This is a genomic window from uncultured Amnibacterium sp. (assembly GCF_964245895.1).
GTDB lineage: Bacteria > Actinomycetota > Actinomycetes > Actinomycetales > Microbacteriaceae > Amnibacterium.
In genome coordinates, this window is record NZ_CAXTOQ010000044.1 from 1 (window position 1) to 22,930 (window position 22,930).

Genomic DNA, 22,930 nt, shown 5'->3' on the forward strand with positions numbered 1-22,930 from the left:
GCAGCGACTGGTAGAGGTTGAACTTCGGCATCGCGATGTAGTCCTTGAACCGCCCGGGCACCGGCGTCCACCGCGCGTGGATCGAGCCGAGCACGGCGTAGCAGTCCCGCACCGAGTCGACCAGCACGCGGATGCCGGTGAGGTCGTAGATCTCGTCGAACTCGCGACCGCGCACGATCATCTTCTGGTAGATCGAGTAGTACTGCTTCGGCCTGCCGGCGACCCTGCCCTTGATGCGCGCGGCCTTCAGGTCCTCGGTGACCTGCTCGGACACCTTCGCGACGAACTCCTCGCGCAGGGGCGTGCGCCTGCGGACCAGCGACTCGATCTCGAGGTACAGCTTCGGGTACAGCACCGCGAACGACAGGTCCTCGAGCTCCAGCTTGATCGCCTGGATGCCGAGCCGGTGCGCGAGCGGCGCGTAGATCTCGAGGGTCTCCTTCGCCTTGCGCTGCGCGCTCGCCGCGGGCACGAAGCCCCAGGTCCGGGCGTTGTGCAGGCGGTCGGCGAGCTTGATGATCAGGACCCGCAGGTCCTTCGACATCGCGATGACCATCTTCCGCACGGTCTCCGCCTGCGCGGAGTCGCCGTACTTCAGCTTGTCCAGCTTCGTGACGCCGTCGACCAGCAGCGCGACCTCGTCGCCGAAGTCCGCGCGCAGCTCGTCGAGCGTGTACGGGGTGTCCTCGACGGTGTCGTGGAGGAGCGCGGCCGCGATGCCGCGCGGTCCGATGCCGAGCTCCGCGAGGATCTGCGAGACGGCGACCGGGTGCGTGATGTACGGCTCGCCGCTCTTGCGCTGCTGACCGCGGTGCGCCTGCTCGGCGGTCGCGTACGCGCGCTCGACTACGGCGGTGTCCGCCTTCGGGTGATGCCCCTTGACCGTGCGGATCAGCACGTCGACGGCGTCGACGGGCTGCGCGCGGGAGAACAGCCTCGGCACCCTGCGGCGCAGCGACGCGGCGGTCGGTGCCGTATCCCGGGTCTCGGTCACACCCACCTCCCGTTCCACGAACGCTAACAGCCGGCAGGGACCGGGACTTCCCGCACCGGATCAGGCGCCGGTCCCCTCGAGGGCCTGGGTCCGGCGCGCGCCGAGGACGCGGCGCGCCTGCTCCTTGATCGCCGGCTCCGTGCTGCGGAGGTCGGTGTAGAGGGGCGCGGCCACGAAGATGGTCGAGTAGGTGCCCACGATGATGCCGATGAACAGCGCGAGCGAGATGTCCCGCAGCGTGCCGGCGCCGAGCAGCGTCGTCCCGATGAACAGGATCGACGCGATCGGCAGCAGCCCGACGACGGAGGTGTTGATCGAGCGCACCAGCGTCTGGTTGACCGCGAGGTTGACCGTCTCGGCGAACGTGCGGGTGCTGCGCTCCCCCAGCTGCGAGGTGTTCTCGCGGATCTTGTCGAACACCACGACGGTGTCGTACAGGGAGTAGCCGAGGATCGTGAGGAACCCGATCACGGCGGCCGGCGTGATCTCGAAGCCCACGATGCCGTACACGCCGGCCGTGATGATCAGGTCGTGGATCAGGGAGACGATGCCGGCGACGGACATCTTCCAGGTGCGGAAGTACACGGCCATCACGATCGCCACGAGCACCAGGAAGATCACGAGGCCGCGGATCGCGCCGCCGGAGATGTCGGCGCCCCAGGTGGGACCGATGAACGAGTAGGACACCCCGCGCTGGTCGTTCCCGGGCACCGGCACGTCGTACGCCTTGCCGAGGGCCGTAGCCACCCGGTCGGTGTTCGTCGTCGAGCCCTCGCCGTCCAGCTGGGTCGTCTGCACCCGGATGCCGTCGGTGCCGACGGTCGCGATCAGCGGTTCGACGTCGGTGCCGGTGACCGACTGCACCGCCTGCCTGGCCAGCTGCTGGTCCCCCGACTTCGCCGAACCCGAGACCGTGAACTGGGATCCGCCGGTGAACTCGATGCCGAAGTGGAACCCGCGGTCGAACGCGGGCAGCACCAGCAGGGGCACCACCAGGGACACCACGACCGCCGCGAGCGACACCAGGTACCAGACGCGGCGGCGCTTGATGAAGTCGATCGACCGCTTCCCCGTGTAGAGGTCGTTGCCGAGCTGCGTGAGCCCTCCGGCCATCAGTCGCGTCCCTTCGTGCCCTGCTCGGCCGCCTTGCGCTCCGCGATGGTCTGGCGCCGCTGCGCCTCCCCGGCGGACCTGGCCGCGACGGCCGGCGCCCGGAACTGGCCGCGACCCCGGTACACGGCGCCGAGCGCCCTGGGGTCGAGGCCGGAGAAGCGGTGCCCGTCCGCGAAGAACGGCCGTCTCGCCAGCAGCTGCAGGATCGGATGGCTGAACAGCATCACGACCACGACGTCGATCACGGTCGACAGCCCGAGGGTCAGGGCGAAGCCCTGCACGTCGCCGACCGCGAGCACGAACAGCACGCCGGCGGCCAGCAGGTTGACCGCGTCGGAGGCGAGCACGGTGCGCCGGGCTCGCCGCCACCCCGTCTCGACCGCGCCCTCGAGGCTGCGGCCCTCGCGCAGCTCGTCGCGGATGCGCTCGAAGTACACGATGAAGGAGTCGGCGGTGATGCCGATGGAGACGATGATGCCGGTCACGCCCGCGAGCGAGAGGCGGTACCCCTCCCGCCAGGACAGGAAGTCCAGCACGATGAAGGTGAGCACGGCGGAGACGCCGAGGCTCGCGAAGATCACGAAGCCGAGCAGCCGGTACTGCACCAGCGCGTAGGCGAAGATCAGGATCAGACCGATCAGGCCCGCGAGCAGGCCGGCGGTCAGCTGCGACGAGCCGAGGGTCGCGGAGATCGTGTTCTGGCTCTGCACGGAGAAGTTGATCGGCAGGGCACCGAACTTCAGCTGGTCGGCGAGCTGCTTCGAGCTCTGCTCCGTGAAGGAGCCGGAGATCTGCGCCTTGCCGTTCGTGATCGCCGAGTTCATCGTCGGCGCGGAGATCACCCGCCCGTCCAGCACGATCGCGAACTGGTTCTGCGACCCGGTCAGGTTCACGAGCCGCTGCGAGATCGTGGCGAACTCGGTGGTGCCCTTGCCGTTGAACGTCAGGTTCACGACCCACTCGCCGGTGGTCGCGCCCTGGCTGGTCGTCGCGAGCCCCGCGGTCGCACCGGAGATGTCGGTGCCCGGCACCTCCACGGGGCCGAGCAGGTACTTCGCCGACCCGTCGTCCGAGCACGTGACGAGCGGCTCGCCCGCCGGCGCCTTGCCCGGGTCGTTCTTCGCGCCGCAGTCGTAGTTCGTGTACAGGTCCTGCAGGTACGGCGTCACCTGGGCCAGGTCGCTGCCGTCCGTCGGGGAGGCCGTCGGCGTGTTCCCGAGCGATGCCGGCGGGGTGTACGGCGCGTCGGTCGCGCCAGCGGACGACGCCGACGCCGCGGAGGCGACGAGCACCGGGCGGAAGTCCATCCGCGCGCTCTCCCGCACGCTGTTGATGGTCGCCTGCGACGGCACGCCGGGCAGCGAGACGTTGATGAACTGGCCGCCCTGCGTGGAGATCTGCGCGTCCGGGCTGCCGCCGGCGGCCGCGCGCTGCCGGATGATCGTCACCGACTGCGCGAGCTGGTCCGCCGTCGGCGCGCGGTTGTCCGCCGTCTGCGCCCGCAGGATGATCTGCGTCCCGCCCTCGAGGTCCAGGCCGAGCTTCGGCAGCAGCGCGTCGGACTTCTCGGCGAACGTGCTACCCGGTGCGACCAGCACCCCGACGAGGTTCAGCGCGACGCCGACCAGGATCACGACGACGAGGCCGAGCAGCGACCGCCGGGCGCGGCGCTGCGGAGGCACGGTACTCGGCACGGAGGCCTTTCGGGTCGATCGGGTGGGTCAGGCGCCGACGGCGCCCCGGCCCCTCCGTCGTGAAGCGGGCCGGGCCATGGTACGGGCTACTCGCCCGCGGCCTTCGAGGCGGAGCCGCCGGTGGGTCGAGCCGTGCCGTCGTCGACCCCGTCCGCGCGCTCGCCGAACTGCGGGTCGGCCGCCGCGTCGTCCAGCACGACCGGCGAGCCGTTCAGCTCGGTCCCGTCGTCCGCGACCGGCGTCACGATCCGGCCGACGGCCTGCCGGTGCACGGTGATCTCGGAGGTCGGGCCGGTGCGCAGGGTGATCCGGTTCTCCGCTTCGTCGATCGCGGTGATCGTTCCGAAGATGCCGGAGGCGGTCATGATCTCGGCGCCCGGCCTGAGGCCGCTCGTCATCGTCGCCGCGTCGCGCGAGCGCTTGCGCCCGTTGCGGAACATCAGGCCGACGATCACGACGATGATGACGCCGAAGAAGAGCAGCTGGGCGGTGTTCGCGTCCATGGGAGGCCTTTCGGGTGGCGGCGAGCGGAGCGCTCGTGCCGGGGGCGTGGTGCCGCTCTCGTGCCGGTGCGGCACGACGTCGCGGCGGGTCGTTCTCCGCCCGGGTTCAGCCCGGCATCATACCGGCTCGTCGAACAGCGCCTGCGCTCCGGGCACGCGCGGCGTGCGACCCGATCGCCGCCAGGCGGCCGCGGTGGCGACCCGGCCGCGGGGCGTCCTGGACAGCAGGCCCATGCGGACGAGGAACGGCTCGACGACCTCGGCGATCGTGTCCTGCTCCTCCCCCACGCTCGCAGCGAGGGTGCTCAGGCCGACCGGGCCGCCGTCGAAGCGCTCGATGATCGCGTCGAGCACGGAGCGGTCCAGCCGGTCGAGGCCGCTCCCATCGACCTCGTAGAGGTCCAGCGCGGCCTGCACCGCCGCGTGGTCGGCGTCGCCGCCGTGCACGAGCGTCCAGTCGCGGACGCGGCGGAGCAGGCGGTTCGCGATGCGGGGCGTGCCGCGGCTGCGCACGGCGATCTCGCCGAGCGCCGGCGGCTGCACCGTGAGGTTCAGCAGCGTCGCGGCCCGCAGCAGCACCTGCTCCAGCTCGGCCGTCGAGTAGAACTCGAGGTGCACGAGGAAGCCGAAGCGGTCGTAGAGCGGCTTGGGCAGCAGGCCGGAGCGCGTCGTCGCGCCGACCAGGGTGAACGGCGCGAGGTCGAGCGGGATGGAGGTGGCTCCGGCCCCCTTGCCGACCATGATGTCGATGCGGAAGTCCTCCATCGCGAGGTAGAGCATCTCCTCCGCGCTGCGCGCCATGCGGTGGATCTCGTCGATGAACAGCACCTCGCCCGGCGTCAGCGACGACAGCACGGCCGCGAGATCGCCCGCGTGCTGGATGGCCGGGCCGCTGGACATGCGCAGCGGCCGGTTGGACTCCTCCGCGACGATCATCGCCAGGGTCGTCTTGCCGAGCCCGGGCGGGCCGCTCATCAGGATGTGGTCGGGCGCCCGGTTCTGCATCGCCGCGGCCTTCAGCATCACCTCGAGCTGCTTGCGCGCGTTCGCCTGCCCGACGAACTCGGCGAGGGTCCTGGGCCGCAGGGCTCCTTCGAACGCGATCTCCGCCTCGGAGTGCGGCACCGGATCGATGTCGCTCATCGCACGGCCTGCGGCCCGAGCCGGCCGAGGGCGGCGCGGAGGAGCACGGAGGTCTGCGCCTCGTCCGGCTGCGCGGCGAGCACGTCGTCGAGCGCCGACTGCGCGGCCCGCTCCTGGTAGCCGAGGCCGACCAGCGCGACGAGCACGTCGGCGCCTCGCACGGGTCGCGCGCGGACCGACGCGGTCGACGGGACGGCGATCAGCTTGCCGGTCAGCGAGAGGACGATCAGCTTCGCGGTCTTCGGGCCGATGCCGGACACCTTCCGGAACACGGCGTCGTCCTCGTTCGCGACCGCCTGCGCGATCTGCTCCGGCGCGAGCGTCGCGAGCACGCCCATCGCGGACTTCGGGCCGACGCCGGTGACGCCGCGCAGCAGGTCGAAGACCGCCAGCCGGTCCCGGTCGGGGAAGCCGAAGAGGGACATGTCGTCCTCCCGCACGATCATCGCCGTGCGGACGAGCACCTCCTCGCCGACGCGCACCGACAGCGCGTGGTCCGGCGTGACGGTGACCGCGTAGCCGACTCCCTGCACGTCGATCACGAGGGTCGTCCCGAGCGCCTCCAGCACGGTCCCACGCAGCGAGGCGATCATGCGCTCAACGGTAGGCGCCCCGGCCGACACCGCCCGCCCGACCCGCTGATCGCATCGAACACGGGTTCGATCGAGAGCCAGAGGGCTCAGATCAGCGGCCACCGGGTGCCGGCCTGGCGGCGCAGCGCGATGCCGAGGATCTCCGCGTGCGTCCCGGCGCCCTGCGCGGCGGCGGGCGCGATCTGCTTCGCGATCTCGTCGTCGACGGCCTCGAAGCGGACGGTCGCCTCGGCGCGCCCCTGCCGGACGCCGACGGACTTCGCCTCCACCGTCGTCAGCTCGCCCACCGCGGTGGCCGCTGCTGGCAGCACCGCCTGCGCGTTCCCGCCGGGATGCACCCGGCCGACGGTGAGGACGACGCGATACGACGGCATGGCGGTGGCTTCCTGCGGCCGCGCCCCGCGCGCGCCCGCCCCTCCATTCTGCGTCCGGAGGAGGGGGGCTGCGCGCCGGGGAGGCGGACGCGCGCCTGCGGGCCGGGCCGTCGTGACCGGGCGCGGTCAGCGGCGCTTCGCCGCCGCCTCCGCCTGCGCCCACGCCCGCTGCGCGGGCGTGGCGGGGCCGCTCCCGGCCGCGCGGGCCGGCCCCTGCCGCCACGCGTGGCAGACCGCGATCGCGATGGCGTCCGCCGCGTCCGCCGGCTTCGGCGCCTCGGTCAGCCCGAGCAGCCTGGTGACCATCGTCGTGACCTGCCGCTTGTCGGCGTTGCCGTACCCGGTCACCGCGGCCTTCACCTCGCTCGGGGTGTGCAGCCCGACGGGCAGGCCGCGCTCGGCGGCCTGGTGCAGCGCGATGCCGCTGATCTGCGCGACGCCCATCACGCTCGGCACGTTCTGCTGCGCGAACACCTGCTCGATCGCGAACGCGTCCGGGCGGTACTCGTCGAGCAGGCGGATGAGCCCGCGGCCGATGCTCAGCAGGCGCAGCTCGAGCGCCTGGTCGGCCGGCGAGCGCAGCACCTCCACGTGCACGAGCCGCGCGGTGCGGTTCGGGGCGACGTCGACGACGCCCACGCCGCAGCGCGTCAGCCCGGGGTCGACGCCGAGCACCCGCACCGGGTGCTAGTCCTCGTCGTCGAGCGCGGCGGAGACCGTGTCCGAGAACGCGAAGTTGGCGAAGACGTTCTGCACGTCGTCGCTCTCCTCGAGCGCGTCGACGAGCCGCAGGATCCGCTTCGCCACGTCGACGTCGTCGATCTCGATGCTCACGCCCGGCACGAACTCCGCGTCGGCGGACTCGTAGTCGATGCCGGCGCCCTGCAGCGCGGTCCGCGCCGCGACGAGGTCGCTCGCCTCCGTGATGACCTCGAACTCCTCGCCGTGGTCCGCGACGTCCTCGACGCCCGAGTCGAGCACGGCGACCAGCACGTCGTCCTCGGAGAGGCCGTCGGCCTTCGCGACGCGGATCACGCCCTTGCGGGTGAAGTTGTAGGCGACGCTGCCCGGGTCGCCCATCTGCCCGCCGTTGCGCGTCATGAGCGTGCGGACCTCGGCGGCCGCCCGGTTGCGGTTGTCGGTGAGGCACTCGATCAGCAGCGCGACGCCGGCGGGTCCGTAGCCCTCGTACATGATCGTGTCGTAGTTGATCGTCTCGCCCGTGAGGCCCGCGCCGCGCTTGATGGCGCGGTCGATGTTCTCGTTCGGGACCGAGGTCTTCTTCGCCTTCTGCACGGCGTCGACCAGCGTCGGGTTGCCGGAGAGATCGGCGCCACCCATTTTCGCGGCGACCTCGATGTTCTTGATCAGCTTCGCGAACGACTTCGCCCGCCGCTGGTCCTTGATCGCCTTCTGGTGCTTGGTGGTTGCCCACTTGGAGTGTCCGGACACGTGCGCCTCCTGCCGAAATGCCGCGTCGATGCTACCGGGGGTCCGGCAGGCGCACGCCCGAGGCCTTCAGCTCCAACGCGGCCAGCCGCCGGATCACCGCCGGGTCGCCGCGGCGCCACGCGGCGACGACGTCCTCGTCGATCCCCGTGACGACCGTCGCGGAGCGGGTCGCGAGCGCGCGCAGCGCGAGCAGGTCGAGCGACGCGGAGGCCGTCGCGAGCCGGGCGACCGCCGCGCGGCGGACGGCGCCGACGAGCCGGGGCCGCACCCAGCCGACGAGCACGACGAGGACCACGAGCAGCGCGACGGTCCAGCCGACGAGGGTCGCGAGATGGTCGACACCGGCCTGCCAGCTGGTCCCGGCCGCGGCGAGCGTGCCGCCGGCGTCGCTGGCCGAGGAGAACGGGGCGCTGATGCCGCCGCCGATCAGCGGCACCCCGCTCAGCCTGCTGCCGATGTCGGACATCGTCGACGAGAAGTCCTTCCCCGACCGGGTGACGTCCGCCCCGATGCCCTTGAAGGCCGCGATCGCATCGTGCAGCGCGACCGCGACGACGACGCCGACGACGACGGTCGCGATCGCGGCGAGGTCGCCGAGCACCTGGGAAGCCCGTCGCCCGCCGAAGTCCGAGTACAGCCGCATCCGGCCAGTCGAGCACGCGTGCAGGACAGAACGCCGGGAGCCCCGCCGGCACCCGAGCACGACAGCAGGAAGAACCGAGCACGACAGCAGGAATTGTGGCCTTCAGCAGGAAGAACTCCGCGGATTCTTCCTGCCGGACGCGATTCCTCCTGCTGAAGTGCTCGCCGGGAGGGGCTCAGAGCCGCGACAGGAAGCGCTCGTGGAAGCGGGTCTCGCCGGTGATCTCCGGGTGGAAGCTGGTGCCGAGCAGGTTCCCCTGCTGCACGGCGACGACGCGGCCGCCGTCGACCGTCGCGATCGCCTCCGCCGCCGGGCCCAGCTGCTCGACGATCGGCGCGCGGATGAACGCAGCGTGCACCGGCGGCCCGTCGAAGCCCACTACGGCGAGGTCGGTCTCGAAGGAGTCGAGCTGGTTGCCGAACGCGTTCCGGCGCACGGTGACGTCGAGGCCGCCGAGCGTCTGCTGGTCGGGCAGCGCGTCCAGCACCCGGTCGGCGAGCATGATCAGGCCGGCGCACGTGCCGTACACGGGCATCCCCGCCGCGATCCGCTGCCGGAGGGGGTCGCGGAGGCCGAACGCCCGCGACAGCTTGTCCATCACCGTGGACTCGCCCCCGGGGATCACGAGTCCGGCGACGTCGTCCAGCTCGCGGGCGCGCCGCACCGGCACGGCGTCGACGCCGAGGCCCGCGAGCACCCCGAGGTGCTCGCGGAAGTCGCCCTGCAGGGCGAGGACGCCGACGCGGCGGCCCGTCACCACCCGCGTTCGGCGAGCCGATGCGGCGCGGGGACGTCGGCCACGTTGATGCCGACCATCGCCTCGCCGAGCCCGCGGGACGCGTTCGCGATCTCCTCCGGGTCGTCGTAGAACGTCGTCGCCTTGACGATGGCCTTCGCGCGCGCCTCGGGGTTCCCGGCCTTGAAGATGCCGGAGCCGACGAAGACGCCGTCCGCGCCCAGCTGCATCATCATCGCCGCGTCGGCCGGCGTGGCCACGCCGCCCGCGGTGAACAGCACGACGGGCAGCCTCCCGAGCCGCGCGACCTCGGCGACCAGCTCGTACGGCGCCTGCAGGTCCTTGGCGGCCACGTACAGCTCGTCGGGCGTCTTGGCCTTCAGCGCAGCGATCTGCCCCTTGATCGTGCGGATGTGCTTCGTCGCCTCGGAGACGTCGCCGGTGCCGGCCTCGCCCTTCGAGCGGATCATCGCCGCGCCCTCGGTGATGCGGCGCAGCGCCTCCCCCAGGTTCGTCGCACCGCACACGAACGGCACGGTGAACGGCCACTTGTCGATGTGGTTGACGTAGTCCGCGGGCGAGAGCACCTCGGACTCGTCGATGTAGTCGACGCCGAGGTGCTGCAGCACCTGCGCCTCGACGAAGTGCCCGATGCGCGCCTTGGCCATGACCGGGATCGAGACCGCGTCGACGATGCCGGCGATCAGGTCCGGGTCGCTCATCCTGGCGACGCCGCCCTGCGCGCGGATGTCCGCGGGTACGCGCTCGAGCGCCATGACCGCGGTCGCGCCGGCGGCCTCGGCCAGCCGCGCCTGGTCGGCCGTGACGACGTCCATGATGACGCCGCCCTTCAGCATCTCGGCGAGCCCGCGCTTGACGCGCGCCGTGCCGGTCCCGGGCTGCTCGGAGGCGGTGGTGGGGCTGAGGGTGTCGGTCATCTCGAGGTTCCTGATCAGGGGTCGAAGTCGAGCGTCAAGGGTATCGCCGAGCGCGGCTGCCGCGGACCCGCTGCGGACCGGGCGTCGGCCCCCTCCGCGCGCGCCGTCTGCAGGTCCGCGGGCCTGGTGCAGGACGGATCGGGGCCGCCGGTCCTGCACGAGGAACCACGACCTGCGGACCGGACGAGGTCGCGGGCGTCCCTCAGGCGGGCCAGGCGGCCTGCAGCGAGCGCCAGGTGTCTCCGAGCAGGACCGGCAGCGCCTTCGTCGCGCCGATGATCGGGAAGAAGTTGGCGTCCGCCGCCCAGCGGGGCACGACGTGCTGGTGGAGGTGGGCGGCGACGCCGGCGCCCGCGATCGCGCCCTGGTTCATGCCGATGTTGAAGCCGTCGCAGCGGGCGTCCTGCCGGAGCACCCGCATCGCGGTCTGCGTGAGCGCGGCGATCTCGGCCGCCTCCGCCGGCGTCGCCTCGTCGTACAGCGCGACGTGGCGGTAGGGGCAGACGAGCAGGTGGCCGGAGTTGTACGGGAACAGGTTGAGCAGCACGTAGGCGTGCTCGCCCCGGTGCACGATCAGGGCCTCCTCGTCGGTGCGGCTCGGGGCGTCGCAGAACGGGCACGACCCGTCCGGCGCCCCGCCCGCCGTCGGACCGGTGTGGTTCGACGCGATGTAGGCCATGCGGTGCGGGACCCACAGGCGCTGGTACGCGTCCGGGATCCCGACCGCCCCTGCGGCCCCCGCGGCCGGTTCCGACGCGTCGCGAAGCGACGTGGCGGCCGTGACCGTGGGGACGAGCGACTCCGCCGCGTCGGTCACACCGCGCCCGCCGCCGCGGCACCGGCGCCGCCCGCCGGCTCGAGGTCGTCCGCCGTGGACACCTGCAGGCGCCCCCGGATGGTGGCCGTGATCAGCGCGACCGCCTCGTCGACGGGCACACCGTTGCGGGTCGTGCCGTCCCGGAACCGGAAGCTGACCGCGCCGGCGTCGCGGTCCTGCTCCCCCGCGATGAGCAGGAACGGCACGTGCTCCAGCGTGTGGTTCCGGATCTTCTTCTGCATCCGGTCGTCGGAGGCGTCCAGCTCGACGCGGACCCCCTCCGCCCGCAGCCGGTCGAGCACGCCGGCGAGGTGGTCCGCGTAGGCGTCGGCGACCGGGATCCCGACGACCTGCACGGGCGACAGCCAGACCGGGAACGCGCCCGCGTAGTGCTCGAGCAGGATCGCGAAGAACCGCTCGACGGAGCCGAACAGCGCGCGGTGGATCATCACCGGCCGCTGCTTCGTGCCGTCCGCCGCGGTGTACTCGAGGTCGAAGCGGTTCGGCTGGTCGAAGTCGAGCTGGACCGTGGACAGCTGCCAGGTGCGGCCGATCGCGTCGCGCGCCTGCACGCTGATCTTCGGGCCGTAGAAGGCGGCGCCGCCCGGGTCCGGCACGAGCTCCAGGCCGGTCTCGGCGGCGACCTCGGCGAGCGTCGCGGTCGCCTCCTCCCAGATCGCGTCGTTGCCGGCGAACTTCGGGCTGTCGTCCCGGGTGGAGAGCTCGAGGTAGAAGTCGTCGAGGCCGTAGTCGCGCAGCAGGTCGAACACGAAGTTCAGCGTGCGGGTCAGCTCCGCCTTCACCTGGTCGCGCGCGACGTACAGGTGCGCGTCGTCCTGCGTCATGCCGCGCACGCGCGTGAGGCCGGCGAGGGTGCCCGACTTCTCGTACCGGTACACCGAGCCGAACTCGAAGAGCCGCAGCGGCAGCTCGCGGTAGCTGCGGCCGCGCGACCGGAAGATCAGGTTGTGCATCGGGCAGTTCATGGGCTTCAGGTAGTAGTCCTGGCCCTGCCGGGTGACGTTCCCCTCCGCGTCGACCTCCTCGTCGAGGTGCATCGGCGGGAACATGCCGTCCGCGAACCACTGGAGGTGGCCAGAGGTCTGGAACAGGTGCTCCTTCGTGATGTGCGGCGACCAGACGAAGGAGTACCCGCCGGCCTCGTGCCGCTGCCGCGAGTAGTCCTCCATCTCGCGCCGGATCACGCCGCCCTTCGGGTGGAAGACCGCGAGGCCCGACCCGATCTCGTCGGGGAAGCTGAACAGGTCCAGCTCGGCGCCGAGCTTGCGGTGGTCGCGCTTCGCGGCCTCCTCCACGCGGTGCTGGTACTCGCGCAGCTCGTCCTTCGACGGCCAGGCGGTGCCGTAGATCCGCTGCAGCTGCGGGTTCTTCTCCGAGCCGCGCCAGTACGCGGCGGCGACCCGGGTGAGCGCCCAGCCGTTCCTGATCACGCCGGTGTTCGGCACGTGCGGGCCGCGGCAGAGGTCCTGCCAGACGACCTCGCCGGTCTGCCGATCGACGTTGGCGTAGACGGTCAGCTCCCCGGCGCCGACCTCGACGGCGGCCTCCTCGGTCGCACCGCCCTTCAGCCCGATCAGCTCGAGCTTGTACGGCTCGTCCGCGAACAGCGCGCGCGCCTCCGCCTCGCTGACGACGCGGCGCTCGAAGCGCTGGCCGGCCCGCTGGATGCGCTCCATCTCCTTGGTGAGCGCCTTCAGGTCCTCCGGGGTGAACGGCTTCTCGACGTCGAAGTCGTAGTAGAAGCCGTCCGCGACCGGCGGGCCGATGCCGAGCCGCGCCCGCGGGTCGATGCGCTGCACCGCCTGCGCGAGCACGTGCGCGGAGGAGTGCCGCAGGATGGCCAGGCCGTCGGGCGACCCGATCGCGACCGGCGCGACGTCGACCCCCGCGGGCAGCGGCCGGTCGAGGTCCCACAGCGCGCCGTCGACGCGGACCGCGACCACCTCGCGGTCGGTGCCGAAGAGCGTCCGTCCCGTCGTCGCCGCAGGCCCTTCGCCGGGCTGGGCTGCGGGGGGTTCGGTGACGCTCACTTCGGCGTGCCTCCTCGGGATCGACGTGGGCGTCAAGCCTAGGCGTGGGCGGCCCCCCTCCCCTCGGGCGCATGTGGGTCACCGACGATCTCGCTCCCCGCGGCGTGCTCCGCGCCGCCATCGACCTCGGCAACCCGGTGCTCGCGCAGGGGACGGCGGAGGCGCCGAGCGGCGTCACGGTGGACCTCGCGCGCGACCTCGCCGAACGGCTCGGCGTCCGCCTCGAGACGCGCTGCTTCGAGGCCGCGAAGGACTCCTTCGCCGCGCTGCGCGACGGCGACGCGGAGATCGGCTTCCTCGCGATCGACCCGGTGCGCGAGGCCGACGTCGCCTTCACGTCGCCGTACGCGGTGATCGAGGACGTCTACGCCGTGCCGACGTCGTCCCGGATCGCGGACGCCGCCGAGGTGGACCGGCCGGAGGCGCGGATCGGGGTGAAGGACGGATCCGCGTACGACCTCCACCTGACGCGCGCGGTCGAGGCGGCGACGCTCGTGCGCGGCCAGGAGGGGGCGACGGTCGCCGCGCAGCAGGGCCTCGAGGTCGCCGCGGGGATCCGGGTGCCGCTGACGGAGTGGGCCGGCGGCGCGGGCTGGCGGATCCTGGAGCCGGCGTTCATGCAGATCCGGCAGGCGGTCGCGGTGCGCCGGGGGCACGATCCCGCGACGCTCGCGTTCCTCGTGGACTGGATCGAGGCGCGGAAGGCGGACGGCTTCGTCGCGGAGGCGCTCGCCCGCTCGGGCCGCAGGGACGCGCTGGTGGCTCCTCCCGCCTGAAGGTGGTCCTGGATCCGGGGATCGGTGCGGATCCCCGGATCCAGGAGCACCTTCAGCGCCGCGGGAGGCGCCGCCACCAGCGACGCGGAGCCGGGATCGCGATCGGCGCGGCGTCGCCGCGGACCGCCGCCTCGAGCGCCGGCAGGTCGACCGCGACGATCAGGCGCAGGCGCTCCCGGAGGTGCGCCTCGTCCTCCACCCGCGCGACCGGGTCGCCGGTCAGCGCCCTGGTGAGCGCCGCGTCGATCTCCTCGTGCGCGTCCCGCCTGGCGGCGTCGAGCAGCGTCGCGACCTGGGCGGGGTCGTTCTCCCACGACAGCAGCCGCCGGGCGACCAGCCGGTACACCAGCCTGCGGTGGTCGAGGTTGTCCGCGTCGACGACGCGGTAGTCGTGCTCGTGCCGGGCGCTGCCCTCCGAGAGCCTGGCCGCCTCCGCCTCGTGCGCCATCCGCCGGGCGGAGCCCTCCGCCTCGAGACGCAGGCCGCCCAGCGCCAGCCGCAGCTCGTCCGCCCACGCCTCGGCGTCGATCGATCCCTCCGCGCAGACCGTGTCGACGATGATCCGGTTCTTCAGCCGCATGCGCGTCGCGTACTCGGCCAGGAGCAGGCCTTCGTCCGCCTCGTCCTCCACCGCGCGGCGGATCGGCAGCGCGACCGCCAGGTCCGTCCGCGTCCGCTCGGCCATCGCTCCCCTCCGCCGGCTCTCGAGTCGACATCGTCCCCCATCAGGGTGAACGATCCGTGGCGTGCGGTTCTTCCGGCGCGCGGAGACGGCGTGCAGCCGGATCGGCAGAGATCCGGCTCGTTGCGGGCGCAACCCGCCGCAGACGCAGAAGAACCCCCGGCGCCGGCCGAGGGTTCGAGGTGGTGGGCGATACTGGGATCGAACCAGTGACCTCTTCCGTGTCAGGGAAGCGCGCTACCGCTGCGCCAATCGCCCGAGCGAGGCCGAGACCTCGTCGGAGGTGGGGACGGGATTCGAACCCGCGTACACGGCTTTGCAGGCCGTTGCCTCGCCTCTCGGCCACCCCACCGAGGTGGATGGACCTGGGTCCCACCGAGCGGATGACGAGATTCGAACTCGCGACCCTCACCTTGGCAAGGTGATGCGCTACCACTGCGCCACATCCGCATCGCCCCTCGCGGGGCGGACAAGACTGTATCCGATCCTCAGGCCGGTTGCGAACCCGTCGCCGTGCCCCGTCGGGGTCACGTCCGCCTGCTGGACCGCCTCGGTGCTGTGGCATCATGGTCGCCGCGGGCGATTGGCGCAGCTGGTAGCGCGCTTCGTTCACACCGAAGAGGTCGTCGGTTCGAGTCCGGCATCGCCCACCGCAGAAGGCCCCGCTCCCTCGAGGAGCGGGGCCTTCGTCGTCGAAGCGCGACCACGCGGGCTGTTCCGGCCCAAGACGGGCGGTCCCCGACGCGCGGGTGGGCGGGTTCGACCGCCGCGCGACAGCCTCCCCGGGGAAGCCGCGGACGACGAGGGCACCGCTCCGGTCCGGAGCGGTGCCCTCGTCGTGGTCGTCGTGTGCAGCCACCGCGGACGTGTGCAGCCGCTGTGGCGGCTGCACACGTCGGCGGGTGGTGCACAGATGGACGCGGCGGCGTCAGCTGCGGACGACCGCCTCCTCCTCGGCGAGCAGGTAGCCCTCCTCGCCGTGCACCGTGGTGTCGACGCCGGCGATCTCGTCCTCGCTCGTCACCCGGAAGCCGATGGTCCTCTGGATGATCCAGCCGAGGGCAGCCGCGGTGAAGAAGGAGAAGATCGACACGGCGAGCGCACCGAGGAACTGCTGACCGAGCGACGCCGGGCCGAAGCCGAAGAACAGGCCGCGGCCGTTGCCGAACAGGCCGATGAACAGCGTGCCGATCCAGCCGCCGACGAAGTGGATGCCGACGACGTCGAGCGAGTCGTCGAACCCGAGGCGCCACTTCAGGTCGATCGCCAGCGCGCAGACGGCGCCGGTGATCAGCCCGAGGACCATGCCCCAGCCGGGAGCGAGGATGTTGCAGGCGGGGGTGATGGCGACGAGGCCCGAGACGGCGCCGGACGCGGCACCGATCGAGGTGGCCTTGCCGTCCTTGATCTTCTCGACGATCAGCCAGCCGAGCGTCGCGGCGGCGGGGGCGGCGAGGGTGTTGATCCAGGCGAGCGCGGCGATCCCGTCGACGGCGGCCTCGGAGCCGGCGTTGAAGCCGAACCAGCCGAACCACAGCAGGGAGGCGCCGAGCAGGGTCAGCGGCACGTTGTGCGGCTTGACCATGCCCTTCGCGAAGCCGACGCGACGACCGAGCACGATCGCGAGCGCGAGGCCCGCTGCGCCGGCGTTGATGTGCACCGCCGTGCCGCCGGCGAAGTCGTTCACCCCGAGGAGGTGGACGATCCAGCCGCCGTCGGTCGTGGTGCCGTCGTCGCCGAGCGTGAAGTTGAACACCCAGCTCGCGACCGGGAAGTAGACGAGCGTCACCCAGAGGCCCGCGAAGACCATCCAGGAGCCGAACTTCGCGCGGTCCGCGATCGCGCCGGAGATCAGCGCGACGGTGATGATCGCGAACGTGGCCTGGAACCCGGCGAAGGCGAGGGCGTTGAGATCCGGTCCGCCGTCGACCGAGGTCAGCTGCGGGATCATCAGGAAGTTCGTGAAGGGGTTGCCGATCACGTGCGGGATGATCCAGTCGCTGCCCGACGTGAAGGCGAACGAGTAGCCGTACAGCACCCAGAGGACCGCGACGAGGGCGATCGCCCCGAAGCTCATCATCATCATGCTGATGACGCTCTTGGCCTTGACCATGCCGCCGTAGAAGAACGCCACGCCGGGCGTCATCAGGAGGACCAGCGCTGCGGCGACCATGAGCCACAGCGAGTTGAGGTTGGTGGTGATCGCGTCGGTTGCGGCGCTTGCAAGGATCGGGGCCATGGAGACCTGGGACCTCTCTTGTTCGTGCTGGGAGGAAGGCTTCCGGTGCGCCGGCCCGCTGCGGAACCGCCGCGTGAGGTGCGGACGGCACAGGAATGCGGGATCGAGTGTGAAGCAGGGACGTTTCACCGCCCATCGCCCCGTGTTTCCCCCGCGTTACGAATCGGGGTCCCGTGTGAACGCTGTGTTTCGGGCGCCCTCGCGCGGCCCGTGTGACCGGTCTCAGCGGGCTGCGGCGCCGGCGTGGGTCATCGCGACGAGGCGGGACGTCGCCCGCAGGTACTTCTTGCGGTAGCCGCCCGCGAGCATGTCGTCGCCGAACACCCGGTCGAGCGGCTCGCCGCCCGCGACGATCCGCACCTGCGCGTCGTAGAGCCGGTCGACGAGGGCGACGAACCGCAGCGCCTCCGTCTGCCCCGGCAGCGCCCGCACGTCCAGCAGCCCCGCGGTCCGCAGCCCGTCGACCAGGCCGACGTAGCGGGCGGGGTGCACGGAGGCGAGGTGGTCGACGAGCGCGCCGAAGTCGTCGACCGTGGTGTCCGCGGTCGCGGGCAGCGCGAGGGCCGCGGCGTCGCCGGCGACGACCGCCGACTCCGCCGCGTCCCGACGCCGGTAGTCGAGCCCGCCGATACGGACGGTGGTGAAGCGGTCGGACAGCGCCTGGATCTCGCGCAGGAAGTCCGCGGCGGCGAACCGCCCCTCCCCCAGCGCGTTCGGCGGCGTGTTGGAGGTCGCGCCGATCCGGGTGCCGCCCTTGACCAGCTCGCCGAGCAGCCGCGACATGAGCATCGTGTCGCCCGGGTCGTCCAGCTCGAACTCGTCGATCGCGATGAGCGTCGCGCCCGACAGCAGCCGCACCGCCTCCGCGTACCCGAGCGCGCCGACGAGCGCCGTGTACTCGATGAACGTGCCGAAGTACTTGCGGCCGGGCGCGAGGTGCCACAGCGCGGCGAGCAGGTGGGTCTTGCCGACGCCGAAGCCGCCGTCGAGGTACAGGCCGGGGCGCTCGGGCGGCCGAGGTCCCCGCCGGAAGAGGCCGCCGGGCTTCGCCGACCAGTCCGCGACGAACGTGCGGACCGCCTCCACCGCCGCCGCCTGCGACGGGTGCTCGGGGTCGGGCCGGTAGTTCTCGAGCCGGGAGTCGACGAACTGCCGCGGCGGCACGAGGGAGGAGGCCATGCGGGCCGCGTCGACCACCGGGTCGACGTCCGCGAGCCGCCGATGCACCGTCACCGACGCCATGGAGCGTCACAGAAGGGGTCTCGCACCACGGCCTGCCACCTTCACTGCGTATCGTCGGACGGTGCCGCCTGGACGGCGGTGGAAGCGTACTGCGCCGCATCCGGCGGGCCTCACGGGTTCGCGGAGCGGGCCGGAGGAGGAGCCATGGCCGCTGAGGACGACGCGAGGCGTGCGGGATACGCCCACCCGGAGCGCCTGGTCTCCACCGACTGGCTGGCGGAGCACCTCCACGACGACGGCCTGGTGGTCGTCGAGTCGGACGAGGACGTGCTGCTCTACGAGACCGGCCACATCGAAGGCGCGGTCAAGGTCGACTGGCACACCGATCTCAACGACCCGGTCACCCGCGACTACGTGGACGGCGCCGGCTTCGCCGAGCTGCTCGGCCGCCTGGGCGTCGCCCGCGACGCGACCGTCGTGATCTACGGGGACAAGAGCAACTGGTGGGCGGCGTACGCGCTGTGGGTGTTCACGCTGTTCGGGCACGAGGACGTGCGCCTGCTCGACGGCGGCCGGGCGAAGTGGATCGCGGAGGACCGCCCCCTCACCCGCGAACGCGCCGAGCGGCCGGCCGTCGACTACCCCGTCGTCGAGCGCGACGACTCCGGCGTCCGCGCGTTCCGCGAGGACGTGCTGGCGCACCTCGGCTCGCCGCTGATCGACGTGCGCAGCCCCCTCGAGTACTCGGGCGAGCGCACGACCGCGCCGGAGTACCCGGAGGAGTCGGCGCTGCGGGCCGGCCACATCCCCACCGCCCAGAACGTGCCGTGGGCGAAGGCGGCGGCGGAGGACGGCACGTTCCGGTCCCGAGACGAGCTGGAGGCGATCTACCAGGACGGCGCCGGGCTCGCGCCCGGCGACGACGTCATCGCGTACTGCCGGATCGGCGAGCGGTCGAGCCACACCTGGTTCGTGCTCACCCACCTGCTCGGCTACGACAAGGTGCGGAACTACGACGGCTCGTGGACCGAGTGGGGCAGCGCCGTCCGCGTCCCGATCGCGAAGGGCGACCAGCCCGGCGAGCTGCCCGGCGCCGCGCTCGCCTCCCGGTGACCGCGCCCGCCGCGCTCGAGTCGATCCGGGAGGAGTTCCTCGCGGTCGAGCCGCGCGAGCGCCTGATGCTCCTGCTGGAGTACGCGGACGACCTGCCGCCCCTGCCGGAGCGGCTCGGCGAGCACCCCGACCTGCTGGAGCGCGTCCCGGAGTGCCAGGCGCCCGTGTTCGTGAAGGCGGAGGTCGTCGACGGCCTGGTGCACGTGCACGCGACCGCGCCGCCGGAGGCGCCGACCACCCGCGGCTTCGCCTCCGTGCTGGCGCACGGGCTCGAGGGACTGCCCGTCGACGAGGCCCTCGCGGTGCCGGACGACTTCCCGCAGACGCTGGGCCTGACGGACGCGGTCTCGCTGCTGCGCCTGCGCGGGATGAGCGGCATGCTCGCGCGGATCAAGCGGCAGCTGCGGGAGCGCTGATGCGGGTCGACGCCCTCCTCCCCGCGCCCGGGGAGACCGTCGACCTCGAGGGCGACGCGCTGCGCGGCTGGCTCGCGGACCGCTACGCGCTCGACGGCGCGTGGGTGCGGGTCAACCTGGTCGTGGCGCTCGGCGGGCAGGCGGTCGGCGGCGACGGCACGTCGGAGAGCCTCACCGGCGGCATCGACCGCGCCCTGCTCGGCGTGCTGCGCCGCTCGGCGGACGTGGTGCTCGTCGGCGCGGGCACGCTGAGGGCGGAGCGGCTCGCGATGCCGCGGACCGCGCAGCTGGCGATCGCGACGCTGCGCAAGGACTTCGACCCGGCGGCGCTGCCGCAGCCCGCGGCGGACGGCCGGCGGCCGATGCTGCTCTGCCCGCCGGGGACCGCCCACGCGGTGCAGCGGCGGGTGGGCGACGCCGCGGAGGTGGTCGCCGTCGACGGGGATCCGGCCGCCTCCCCCCGCCTGCTGGTCGACGCGCTGCGCGAGCGCGGGTTCGGCCGCATCGTCTGCGAGGGGGGCGCCGACGTCGCGGGCCGGCTGCTGACGGCGGGCGTCGTCGACGAGCTGGACCTCACGACGGCGCCGATGCTGATGGACGGCGCCGGGGTGCTCAGGTCGCCGGGGACGGCGGGGCGGCTCGCCGGCCTGCTGCGCGACGAGACGGACCGGCTCTACGCACGGTGGACGCTGCCTCGCCGGTGAGCCGGTCGAGCGCCGCCTCGTCGTGCGCGAGCCACGACGTCAGCGCCCCCTCCCACCGCGCGGAGTCGAGGTTCCAGAGCCGGGTGTGCCGAGCCCCGACGAAGGGGACGAGGCGCACGAGGTCCGGGCGCGCCTCCGCGAAGGCGTGGGTCACCTCGGTGGGCGCGACGCCGTCGTCCTCGCTCTGCAGCACCAGGGCCCGCACGTCGAGCTCCGCCGGGTCGGCGGTCATGCCGGGATCGACGTCGAGGTCGTCGCCGCCGAGCAGGCCGCCGACCCGGCTGCGCAGCAGGGACAGCGCGCCGTGCTTCACCGGCGTCGGCATCCCGTCGCCGCGGGCGAGCAGGGAGCTCGTGCCGTCGAGGACGGGCGAGTCGAGCACGATCCCGGTGATCACGGATCGCACCCGCGACCGGTGCGCCGTCGTCAGCACGATGGAGGCACCGGACGACCAGCCGACCAGCACGACCTCCGTCGCGCCCTCGTCGAGCGCGTGCAGGATCGCGGACTCGATGTCCACCCACTCCCCGTCCGGCACCGCGTATCGGGAGGACCCGTCGCCCTGCGGCGCCTCCCCGTCCCCCCGGTAGGCCGGGAGCAGCACGCTCCACCCCGCGGCGTGGAGGGGCGGCACGGCCCGCAGCGCCTCCTGCCGCACGGACGAGCGGCCGTGCACCAGCACCGCCCAGCGGGTGCCGTCCCCGCCGGGCAGGATCCAGGACGGGACCGCGCCCTGGGTGGTCTGCACCCGCTCCGACCGGTACGGCAGCCCGAACGCGTCCGGGGTCAGATACATCCAGCCGTTGAACCGGCCCTCGCGCGCCGCACCGATGTCGCCGGTGTCGACGCCCAGCAGCTCGCGGACCACGGCATCGCCGTGGTGGTCGAGCACCGCGCCGACGCGGGCGTGCCCGCGCCCCTCCGCGAACCAGAAGCTGTAGCGGCCCGTCAGCAGGGCGTCCGGCGTCGCGCCGAACACGATCGTGCGGCCGCCCGGGTCGACCGACCGCACGGGGGTCGGCCGCGGGGGCTTCGGGGCGGCCATCCGCCGCGCCGTGCGGGCGGTGATCGCGCCGCCGGCGACGGCACCGGCGGCGAGCGCTCCGGCGGCGAGCATGCGGAGCGGATCGGCGCGACCGGCCATGCCGCCTCCCGTCCGCACCACGGCGGTGCCCTGGGCGAATCGTAGGAGGAGGACGGGACCGGCGTCGCTCCCGCGCGCCGACGGGCCCCTGCGGGCCCCGGACGTAGGCTGGAGCCGTGCCGACCGGACCGCAGGCCACCTCGGCGCCGTTCGAGCAGGCGCGAGAGTCGATCGCGGGTGCGCACGTGCGCAGGGACCTGCTCGTGAACGAGATCCCCTCGCCCGGCCAGGTCGCGCCGTTCTCCCTGGCGCTGGCCGGCGACGTGCGGCAGAAGATCCACGGCGAGGACTCCGAGCTCGGCACGGGCCGCTTCATCCTGCTGCACGACCCCGACGGGCAGGAGGCGTGGGACGGCGACTTCCGCGTCGTCTGCTTCGCCCAGGCGCCGCTCGAGACCGACATCGGCACGGACCCGTTCCTCGCCGAGGTCACCTGGTCGTGGCTCACCGACGCGCTCGAGACCCGCGGTGCGGGGTACACCGCCGCGTCCGGCACGGCGACGACGATCGTGTCCTCCGGCTTCGGCGAGCTCGCCGGGCAGGGCACCGGCGCGAAGGTGGAGCTGCGCGCCTCCTGGACGCCCACCGATCTGGACCTCGGCAAGCATGTGGAAGGCTGGGGCGAGTTGCTGTGCATGCTCGCCGGGCTGCCACCGGCGGCAGAGGGAGTGAGTGTGTTGTCCGCACGACGAGCAGGGCGTGACTGACGCCGCTGAGGAGCAGCCGCTGCCCGACGCGAGACCGGCTGAGCCCGTCGAGGTCGTGGCCGACACCGGGTCCTACCTGCGCGCGGTCGAGCGCATCGCCGCGGGCACCGGGCCGATCGCCGTCGATGCGGAGCGGGCGAGCGGCTTCCGCTACTCCCAGCGCGCGTACCTGATCCAGCTGTTCCGCCGCGGCTCGGGCACGATCCTGCTCGACCCGATCGCGGTGCCCGAGCTGTCCGCGCTCGCGGCCGCGATGCGGGACGCGGAGTGGGTGCTGCACGCCGCCAGCCAGGACCTGCCGTGCCTGCGCGAGGTCGGTCTCGAGCCGCAGCGCATCTTCGACACGGAGCTCGGCGGCCGGCTGCTGGGCTTCGAGCGCGTCGGGCTCGGCGCGGTCGTCGAGCGGCTGCTGGGGCTGCACCTCGCGAAGGAGCACTCCGCGGCCGACTGGTCGACCCGGCCGCTGCCGACCCCGTGGCTGGTCTACGCGGCGCTCGACGTCGAGCTGCTGCTCGACGTCCGGGACGCGGAGGAGGCGCTGCTCGTCGAGGCGGGCAAGAGCCACATCGCGGAGCAGGAGTTCGAGTCCGTCCGCACGAGGGAGGCGAAGCCCGCCGCCGCCGAGCCGTGGCGGCGCCTCTCCGGCGTGCACGGCGTGCGCGGCGCCAGGAACCTCGCCGTGGCGCGGTCGCTGTGGCAGGCGCGCGACGCCTACGCCCGCGAGATCGACTCCGCCCCGGGCCGGCTGGTCCCCGACGCGTCGCTCGTCGCCGTGGCCCGCACCCCGCCCACCAGCAAGCGGGAGCTCGCCGGGATGCGCAGCTTCAGCGGCCGCGCCAGTCGCTCGGAGATCGACCGCTGGTGGTCGGCGGTCGAGACCGGCCTCGCGAGCCAGGACCTGCCGGCCACGCGCGTC

Annotated in this window: 24 protein-coding genes and 4 tRNA genes; 7 read left to right on the forward strand and 21 right to left on the reverse strand. The window is 72.9% G+C overall.

Annotated elements, in window-relative coordinates:
* The 14 genes from ACFE60_RS08235 to thrS all read right to left on the reverse strand — a co-directional run.
* Nucleotides 1–994: RelA/SpoT family protein (locus ACFE60_RS08235; RefSeq protein ID WP_375388370.1), on the reverse strand; the 994-nt coding region annotated here is incomplete at its 3' end.
* A gap of 60 nt (nt 995–1,054) precedes the next feature.
* Nucleotides 1,055–2,107, reverse strand: a complete 1,053-nt coding sequence (secF, locus tag ACFE60_RS08240) for a protein translocase subunit SecF (protein WP_375388371.1) — start codon at nt 2,105–2,107, stop codon at nt 1,055–1,057.
* The gene (secD, locus tag ACFE60_RS08245) at nt 2,107–3,789 is read right to left on the reverse strand and encodes a protein translocase subunit SecD (RefSeq protein ID WP_375388372.1); all 1,683 of its coding nucleotides are present in this window, start codon (nt 3,787–3,789) and stop codon (nt 2,107–2,109) included. The genes secF and secD overlap by 1 nt, the downstream gene beginning before the upstream one ends.
* A 98-nt stretch (nt 3,790–3,887) precedes the next feature.
* Nucleotides 3,888–4,304, reverse strand: coding sequence for a preprotein translocase subunit YajC (gene yajC / locus ACFE60_RS08250; protein ID WP_375388373.1), 417 nt, complete (start codon nt 4,302–4,304; stop codon nt 3,888–3,890).
* A 117-nt stretch (nt 4,305–4,421) separates the two neighbouring features.
* Entirely contained in the window at nt 4,422–5,447 is a 1,026-nt protein-coding gene (gene ruvB, locus ACFE60_RS08255) for a Holliday junction branch migration DNA helicase RuvB (protein WP_375388374.1), read from the reverse strand.
* Nucleotides 5,444–6,040, reverse strand: a complete 597-nt coding sequence (ruvA, locus tag ACFE60_RS08260) for a Holliday junction branch migration protein RuvA (RefSeq protein WP_375388375.1) — start codon at nt 6,038–6,040, stop codon at nt 5,444–5,446. Before ruvA ends, ruvB begins: the two co-directional genes overlap by 4 nt.
* A gap of 86 nt (nt 6,041–6,126) precedes the next feature.
* A complete protein-coding gene (locus ACFE60_RS08265; RefSeq protein ID WP_375388376.1) occupies nt 6,127–6,414 on the reverse strand; it encodes a hypothetical protein in 288 nt (95 codons plus the stop codon).
* 126 nt (nt 6,415–6,540) lie between these two features.
* Nucleotides 6,541–7,095: a crossover junction endodeoxyribonuclease RuvC gene (gene ruvC / locus ACFE60_RS08270; protein WP_375388377.1), complete on the reverse strand. Its 555-nt coding sequence runs from the start codon at nt 7,093–7,095 to the stop codon at nt 6,541–6,543.
* A 6-nt stretch (nt 7,096–7,101) separates the two neighbouring features.
* A complete protein-coding gene (locus tag ACFE60_RS08275) occupies nt 7,102–7,866 on the reverse strand; it encodes a YebC/PmpR family DNA-binding transcriptional regulator (protein WP_375388378.1) in 765 nt (254 codons plus the stop codon).
* Nucleotides 7,867–7,897: 31 nt separating this feature from the next.
* Nucleotides 7,898–8,509, reverse strand: a complete 612-nt coding sequence (locus ACFE60_RS08280; protein WP_375388379.1) for a hypothetical protein — start codon at nt 8,507–8,509, stop codon at nt 7,898–7,900.
* Between the two features lie 175 nt (nt 8,510–8,684).
* Nucleotides 8,685–9,269 (reverse strand): pyridoxal 5'-phosphate synthase glutaminase subunit PdxT, encoded by a 585-nt coding sequence (gene pdxT, locus ACFE60_RS08285; protein ID WP_375388380.1) that lies wholly within the window; start codon nt 9,267–9,269, stop codon nt 8,685–8,687.
* On the reverse strand, nt 9,263–10,183 hold the full coding sequence (pdxS, locus tag ACFE60_RS08290; protein WP_375388381.1) for a pyridoxal 5'-phosphate synthase lyase subunit PdxS: 921 nt from the start codon (nt 10,181–10,183) through the stop codon (nt 9,263–9,265). Before pdxS ends, pdxT begins: the two co-directional genes overlap by 7 nt.
* A 202-nt stretch (nt 10,184–10,385) precedes the next feature.
* On the reverse strand, nt 10,386–10,901 hold the full coding sequence (locus ACFE60_RS08295) for an HIT domain-containing protein (RefSeq protein WP_375388392.1): 516 nt from the start codon (nt 10,899–10,901) through the stop codon (nt 10,386–10,388).
* A gap of 95 nt (nt 10,902–10,996) precedes the next feature.
* Nucleotides 10,997–13,051 (reverse strand): threonine--tRNA ligase, encoded by a 2,055-nt coding sequence (gene thrS, locus ACFE60_RS08300; protein ID WP_375388382.1) that lies wholly within the window; start codon nt 13,049–13,051, stop codon nt 10,997–10,999.
* A 71-nt stretch (nt 13,052–13,122) separates the two neighbouring features.
* Here thrS and ACFE60_RS08305 point away from each other — a divergent pair, with 71 nt between their 5' ends.
* Nucleotides 13,123–13,827 (forward strand): transporter substrate-binding domain-containing protein, encoded by a 705-nt coding sequence (locus tag ACFE60_RS08305; protein WP_375388383.1) that lies wholly within the window; start codon nt 13,123–13,125, stop codon nt 13,825–13,827.
* Between the two features lie 52 nt (nt 13,828–13,879).
* Here the strand turns inward: ACFE60_RS08305 and ACFE60_RS08310 are convergent, their stop codons facing one another.
* From ACFE60_RS08310 to ACFE60_RS08325, 4 genes are all read right to left on the reverse strand, one after another.
* On the reverse strand, nt 13,880–14,512 hold the full coding sequence (locus tag ACFE60_RS08310; RefSeq protein ID WP_375388384.1) for a hypothetical protein: 633 nt from the start codon (nt 14,510–14,512) through the stop codon (nt 13,880–13,882).
* A gap of 180 nt (nt 14,513–14,692) precedes the next feature.
* Nucleotides 14,693–14,767 (reverse strand) — tRNA-Val (locus ACFE60_RS08315).
* A 23-nt stretch (nt 14,768–14,790) separates the two neighbouring features.
* A tRNA-Cys gene (locus tag ACFE60_RS08320) sits at nt 14,791–14,861 on the reverse strand.
* Nucleotides 14,862–14,887: 26 nt separating this feature from the next.
* Nucleotides 14,888–14,959: transfer RNA gene (locus ACFE60_RS08325), tRNA-Gly, on the reverse strand.
* 127 nt (nt 14,960–15,086) lie between these two features.
* On the opposite strand from ACFE60_RS08325, the gene ACFE60_RS08330 reads away from it, so the two are divergent.
* Nucleotides 15,087–15,159 (forward strand) — tRNA-Val (locus ACFE60_RS08330).
* 278 nt (nt 15,160–15,437) lie between these two features.
* Here the strand turns inward: ACFE60_RS08330 and ACFE60_RS08335 are convergent.
* Both ACFE60_RS08335 and zapE read right to left on the reverse strand, forming a co-directional pair.
* Complete coding sequence (locus tag ACFE60_RS08335; RefSeq protein ID WP_375388393.1) at nt 15,438–16,682, reverse strand: ammonium transporter; 1,245 nt, start codon at nt 16,680–16,682, stop codon at nt 15,438–15,440.
* Nucleotides 16,683–16,970: 288 nt separating this feature from the next.
* A complete protein-coding gene (gene zapE, locus ACFE60_RS08340) occupies nt 16,971–17,990 on the reverse strand; it encodes a cell division protein ZapE (RefSeq protein ID WP_375388385.1) in 1,020 nt (339 codons plus the stop codon).
* A gap of 144 nt (nt 17,991–18,134) precedes the next feature.
* On the opposite strand from zapE, the gene ACFE60_RS08345 reads away from it, so the two are divergent.
* The 3 genes from ACFE60_RS08345 to ACFE60_RS08355 are packed head-to-tail and all read left to right on the forward strand — an operon-like array spanning nt 18,135 to nt 20,163.
* Nucleotides 18,135–19,043, forward strand: a complete 909-nt coding sequence (locus ACFE60_RS08345; protein ID WP_375388386.1) for a sulfurtransferase — start codon at nt 18,135–18,137, stop codon at nt 19,041–19,043.
* Nucleotides 19,040–19,459 carry a SufE family protein gene (locus tag ACFE60_RS08350; protein WP_375388387.1) on the forward strand — a complete coding sequence of 140 codons (420 nt, stop codon included), beginning with the start codon at nt 19,040–19,042 and terminating at the stop codon, nt 19,457–19,459. Before ACFE60_RS08345 ends, ACFE60_RS08350 begins: the two co-directional genes overlap by 4 nt.
* Nucleotides 19,459–20,163: a dihydrofolate reductase family protein gene (locus ACFE60_RS08355; RefSeq protein ID WP_375388388.1), complete on the forward strand. Its 705-nt coding sequence runs from the start codon at nt 19,459–19,461 to the stop codon at nt 20,161–20,163. The genes ACFE60_RS08350 and ACFE60_RS08355 overlap by 1 nt, the downstream gene beginning before the upstream one ends.
* Here the strand turns inward: ACFE60_RS08355 and ACFE60_RS08360 are convergent.
* Complete coding sequence (locus tag ACFE60_RS08360) at nt 20,072–21,328, reverse strand: alpha/beta hydrolase (RefSeq protein WP_375388389.1); 1,257 nt, start codon at nt 21,326–21,328, stop codon at nt 20,072–20,074. The genes ACFE60_RS08355 and ACFE60_RS08360 overlap by 92 nt on opposite strands.
* A gap of 95 nt (nt 21,329–21,423) precedes the next feature.
* Between ACFE60_RS08360 and ACFE60_RS08365 the strand changes: the two genes are divergently transcribed.
* Both ACFE60_RS08365 and ACFE60_RS08370 read left to right on the forward strand, forming a co-directional pair.
* Nucleotides 21,424–22,014: a DUF3000 domain-containing protein gene (locus ACFE60_RS08365; protein WP_375388390.1), complete on the forward strand. Its 591-nt coding sequence runs from the start codon at nt 21,424–21,426 to the stop codon at nt 22,012–22,014.
* A partial coding sequence (locus tag ACFE60_RS08370) for an HRDC domain-containing protein (RefSeq protein ID WP_375388391.1) occupies nt 22,007–22,930 on the forward strand: 924 nt, incomplete at its 3' end. The genes ACFE60_RS08365 and ACFE60_RS08370, both read left to right, overlap by 8 nt.

Bases quoted from the DNA above. Each gene is read 5' to 3' on its own strand.
- secF (WP_375388371.1), bottom strand. From the start codon at position 2,107: ATGGCCGGAGGGCTCACGCAGCTCGGCAACGACCTCTACACGGGGAAG.
- yajC (WP_375388373.1), bottom strand. From the start codon at position 4,304: ATGGACGCGAACACCGCCCAGCTGCTCTTCTTCGGCGTCATCATCGTC.
- ruvB (WP_375388374.1), bottom strand. From the start codon at position 5,447: ATGAGCGACATCGATCCGGTGCCGCACTCCGAGGCGGAGATCGCGTTC.
- ruvA (WP_375388375.1), bottom strand. From the start codon at position 6,040: ATGATCGCCTCGCTGCGTGGGACCGTGCTGGAGGCGCTCGGGACGACC.
- ACFE60_RS08265 (WP_375388376.1), bottom strand. From the start codon at position 6,414: ATGCCGTCGTATCGCGTCGTCCTCACCGTCGGCCGGGTGCATCCCGGC.
- ACFE60_RS08280 (WP_375388379.1), bottom strand. From the start codon at position 8,509: ATGCGGCTGTACTCGGACTTCGGCGGGCGACGGGCTTCCCAGGTGCTC.
- pdxS (WP_375388381.1), bottom strand. From the start codon at position 10,183: ATGACCGACACCCTCAGCCCCACCACCGCCTCCGAGCAGCCCGGGACC.
- ACFE60_RS08305 (WP_375388383.1), top strand. From the start codon at position 13,123: ATGTGGGTCACCGACGATCTCGCTCCCCGCGGCGTGCTCCGCGCCGCC.
- ACFE60_RS08310 (WP_375388384.1), bottom strand. From the start codon at position 14,512: ATGGCCGAGCGGACGCGGACGGACCTGGCGGTCGCGCTGCCGATCCGC.
- ACFE60_RS08335 (WP_375388393.1), bottom strand. From the start codon at position 16,682: ATGGTCGCCGCAGCGCTGGTCCTCCTGATGACGCCCGGCGTGGCGTTC.
- zapE (WP_375388385.1), bottom strand. From the start codon at position 17,990: ATGGCGTCGGTGACGGTGCATCGGCGGCTCGCGGACGTCGACCCGGTG.
- ACFE60_RS08345 (WP_375388386.1), top strand. From the start codon at position 18,135: ATGGCCGCTGAGGACGACGCGAGGCGTGCGGGATACGCCCACCCGGAG.
- ACFE60_RS08355 (WP_375388388.1), top strand. From the start codon at position 19,459: ATGCGGGTCGACGCCCTCCTCCCCGCGCCCGGGGAGACCGTCGACCTC.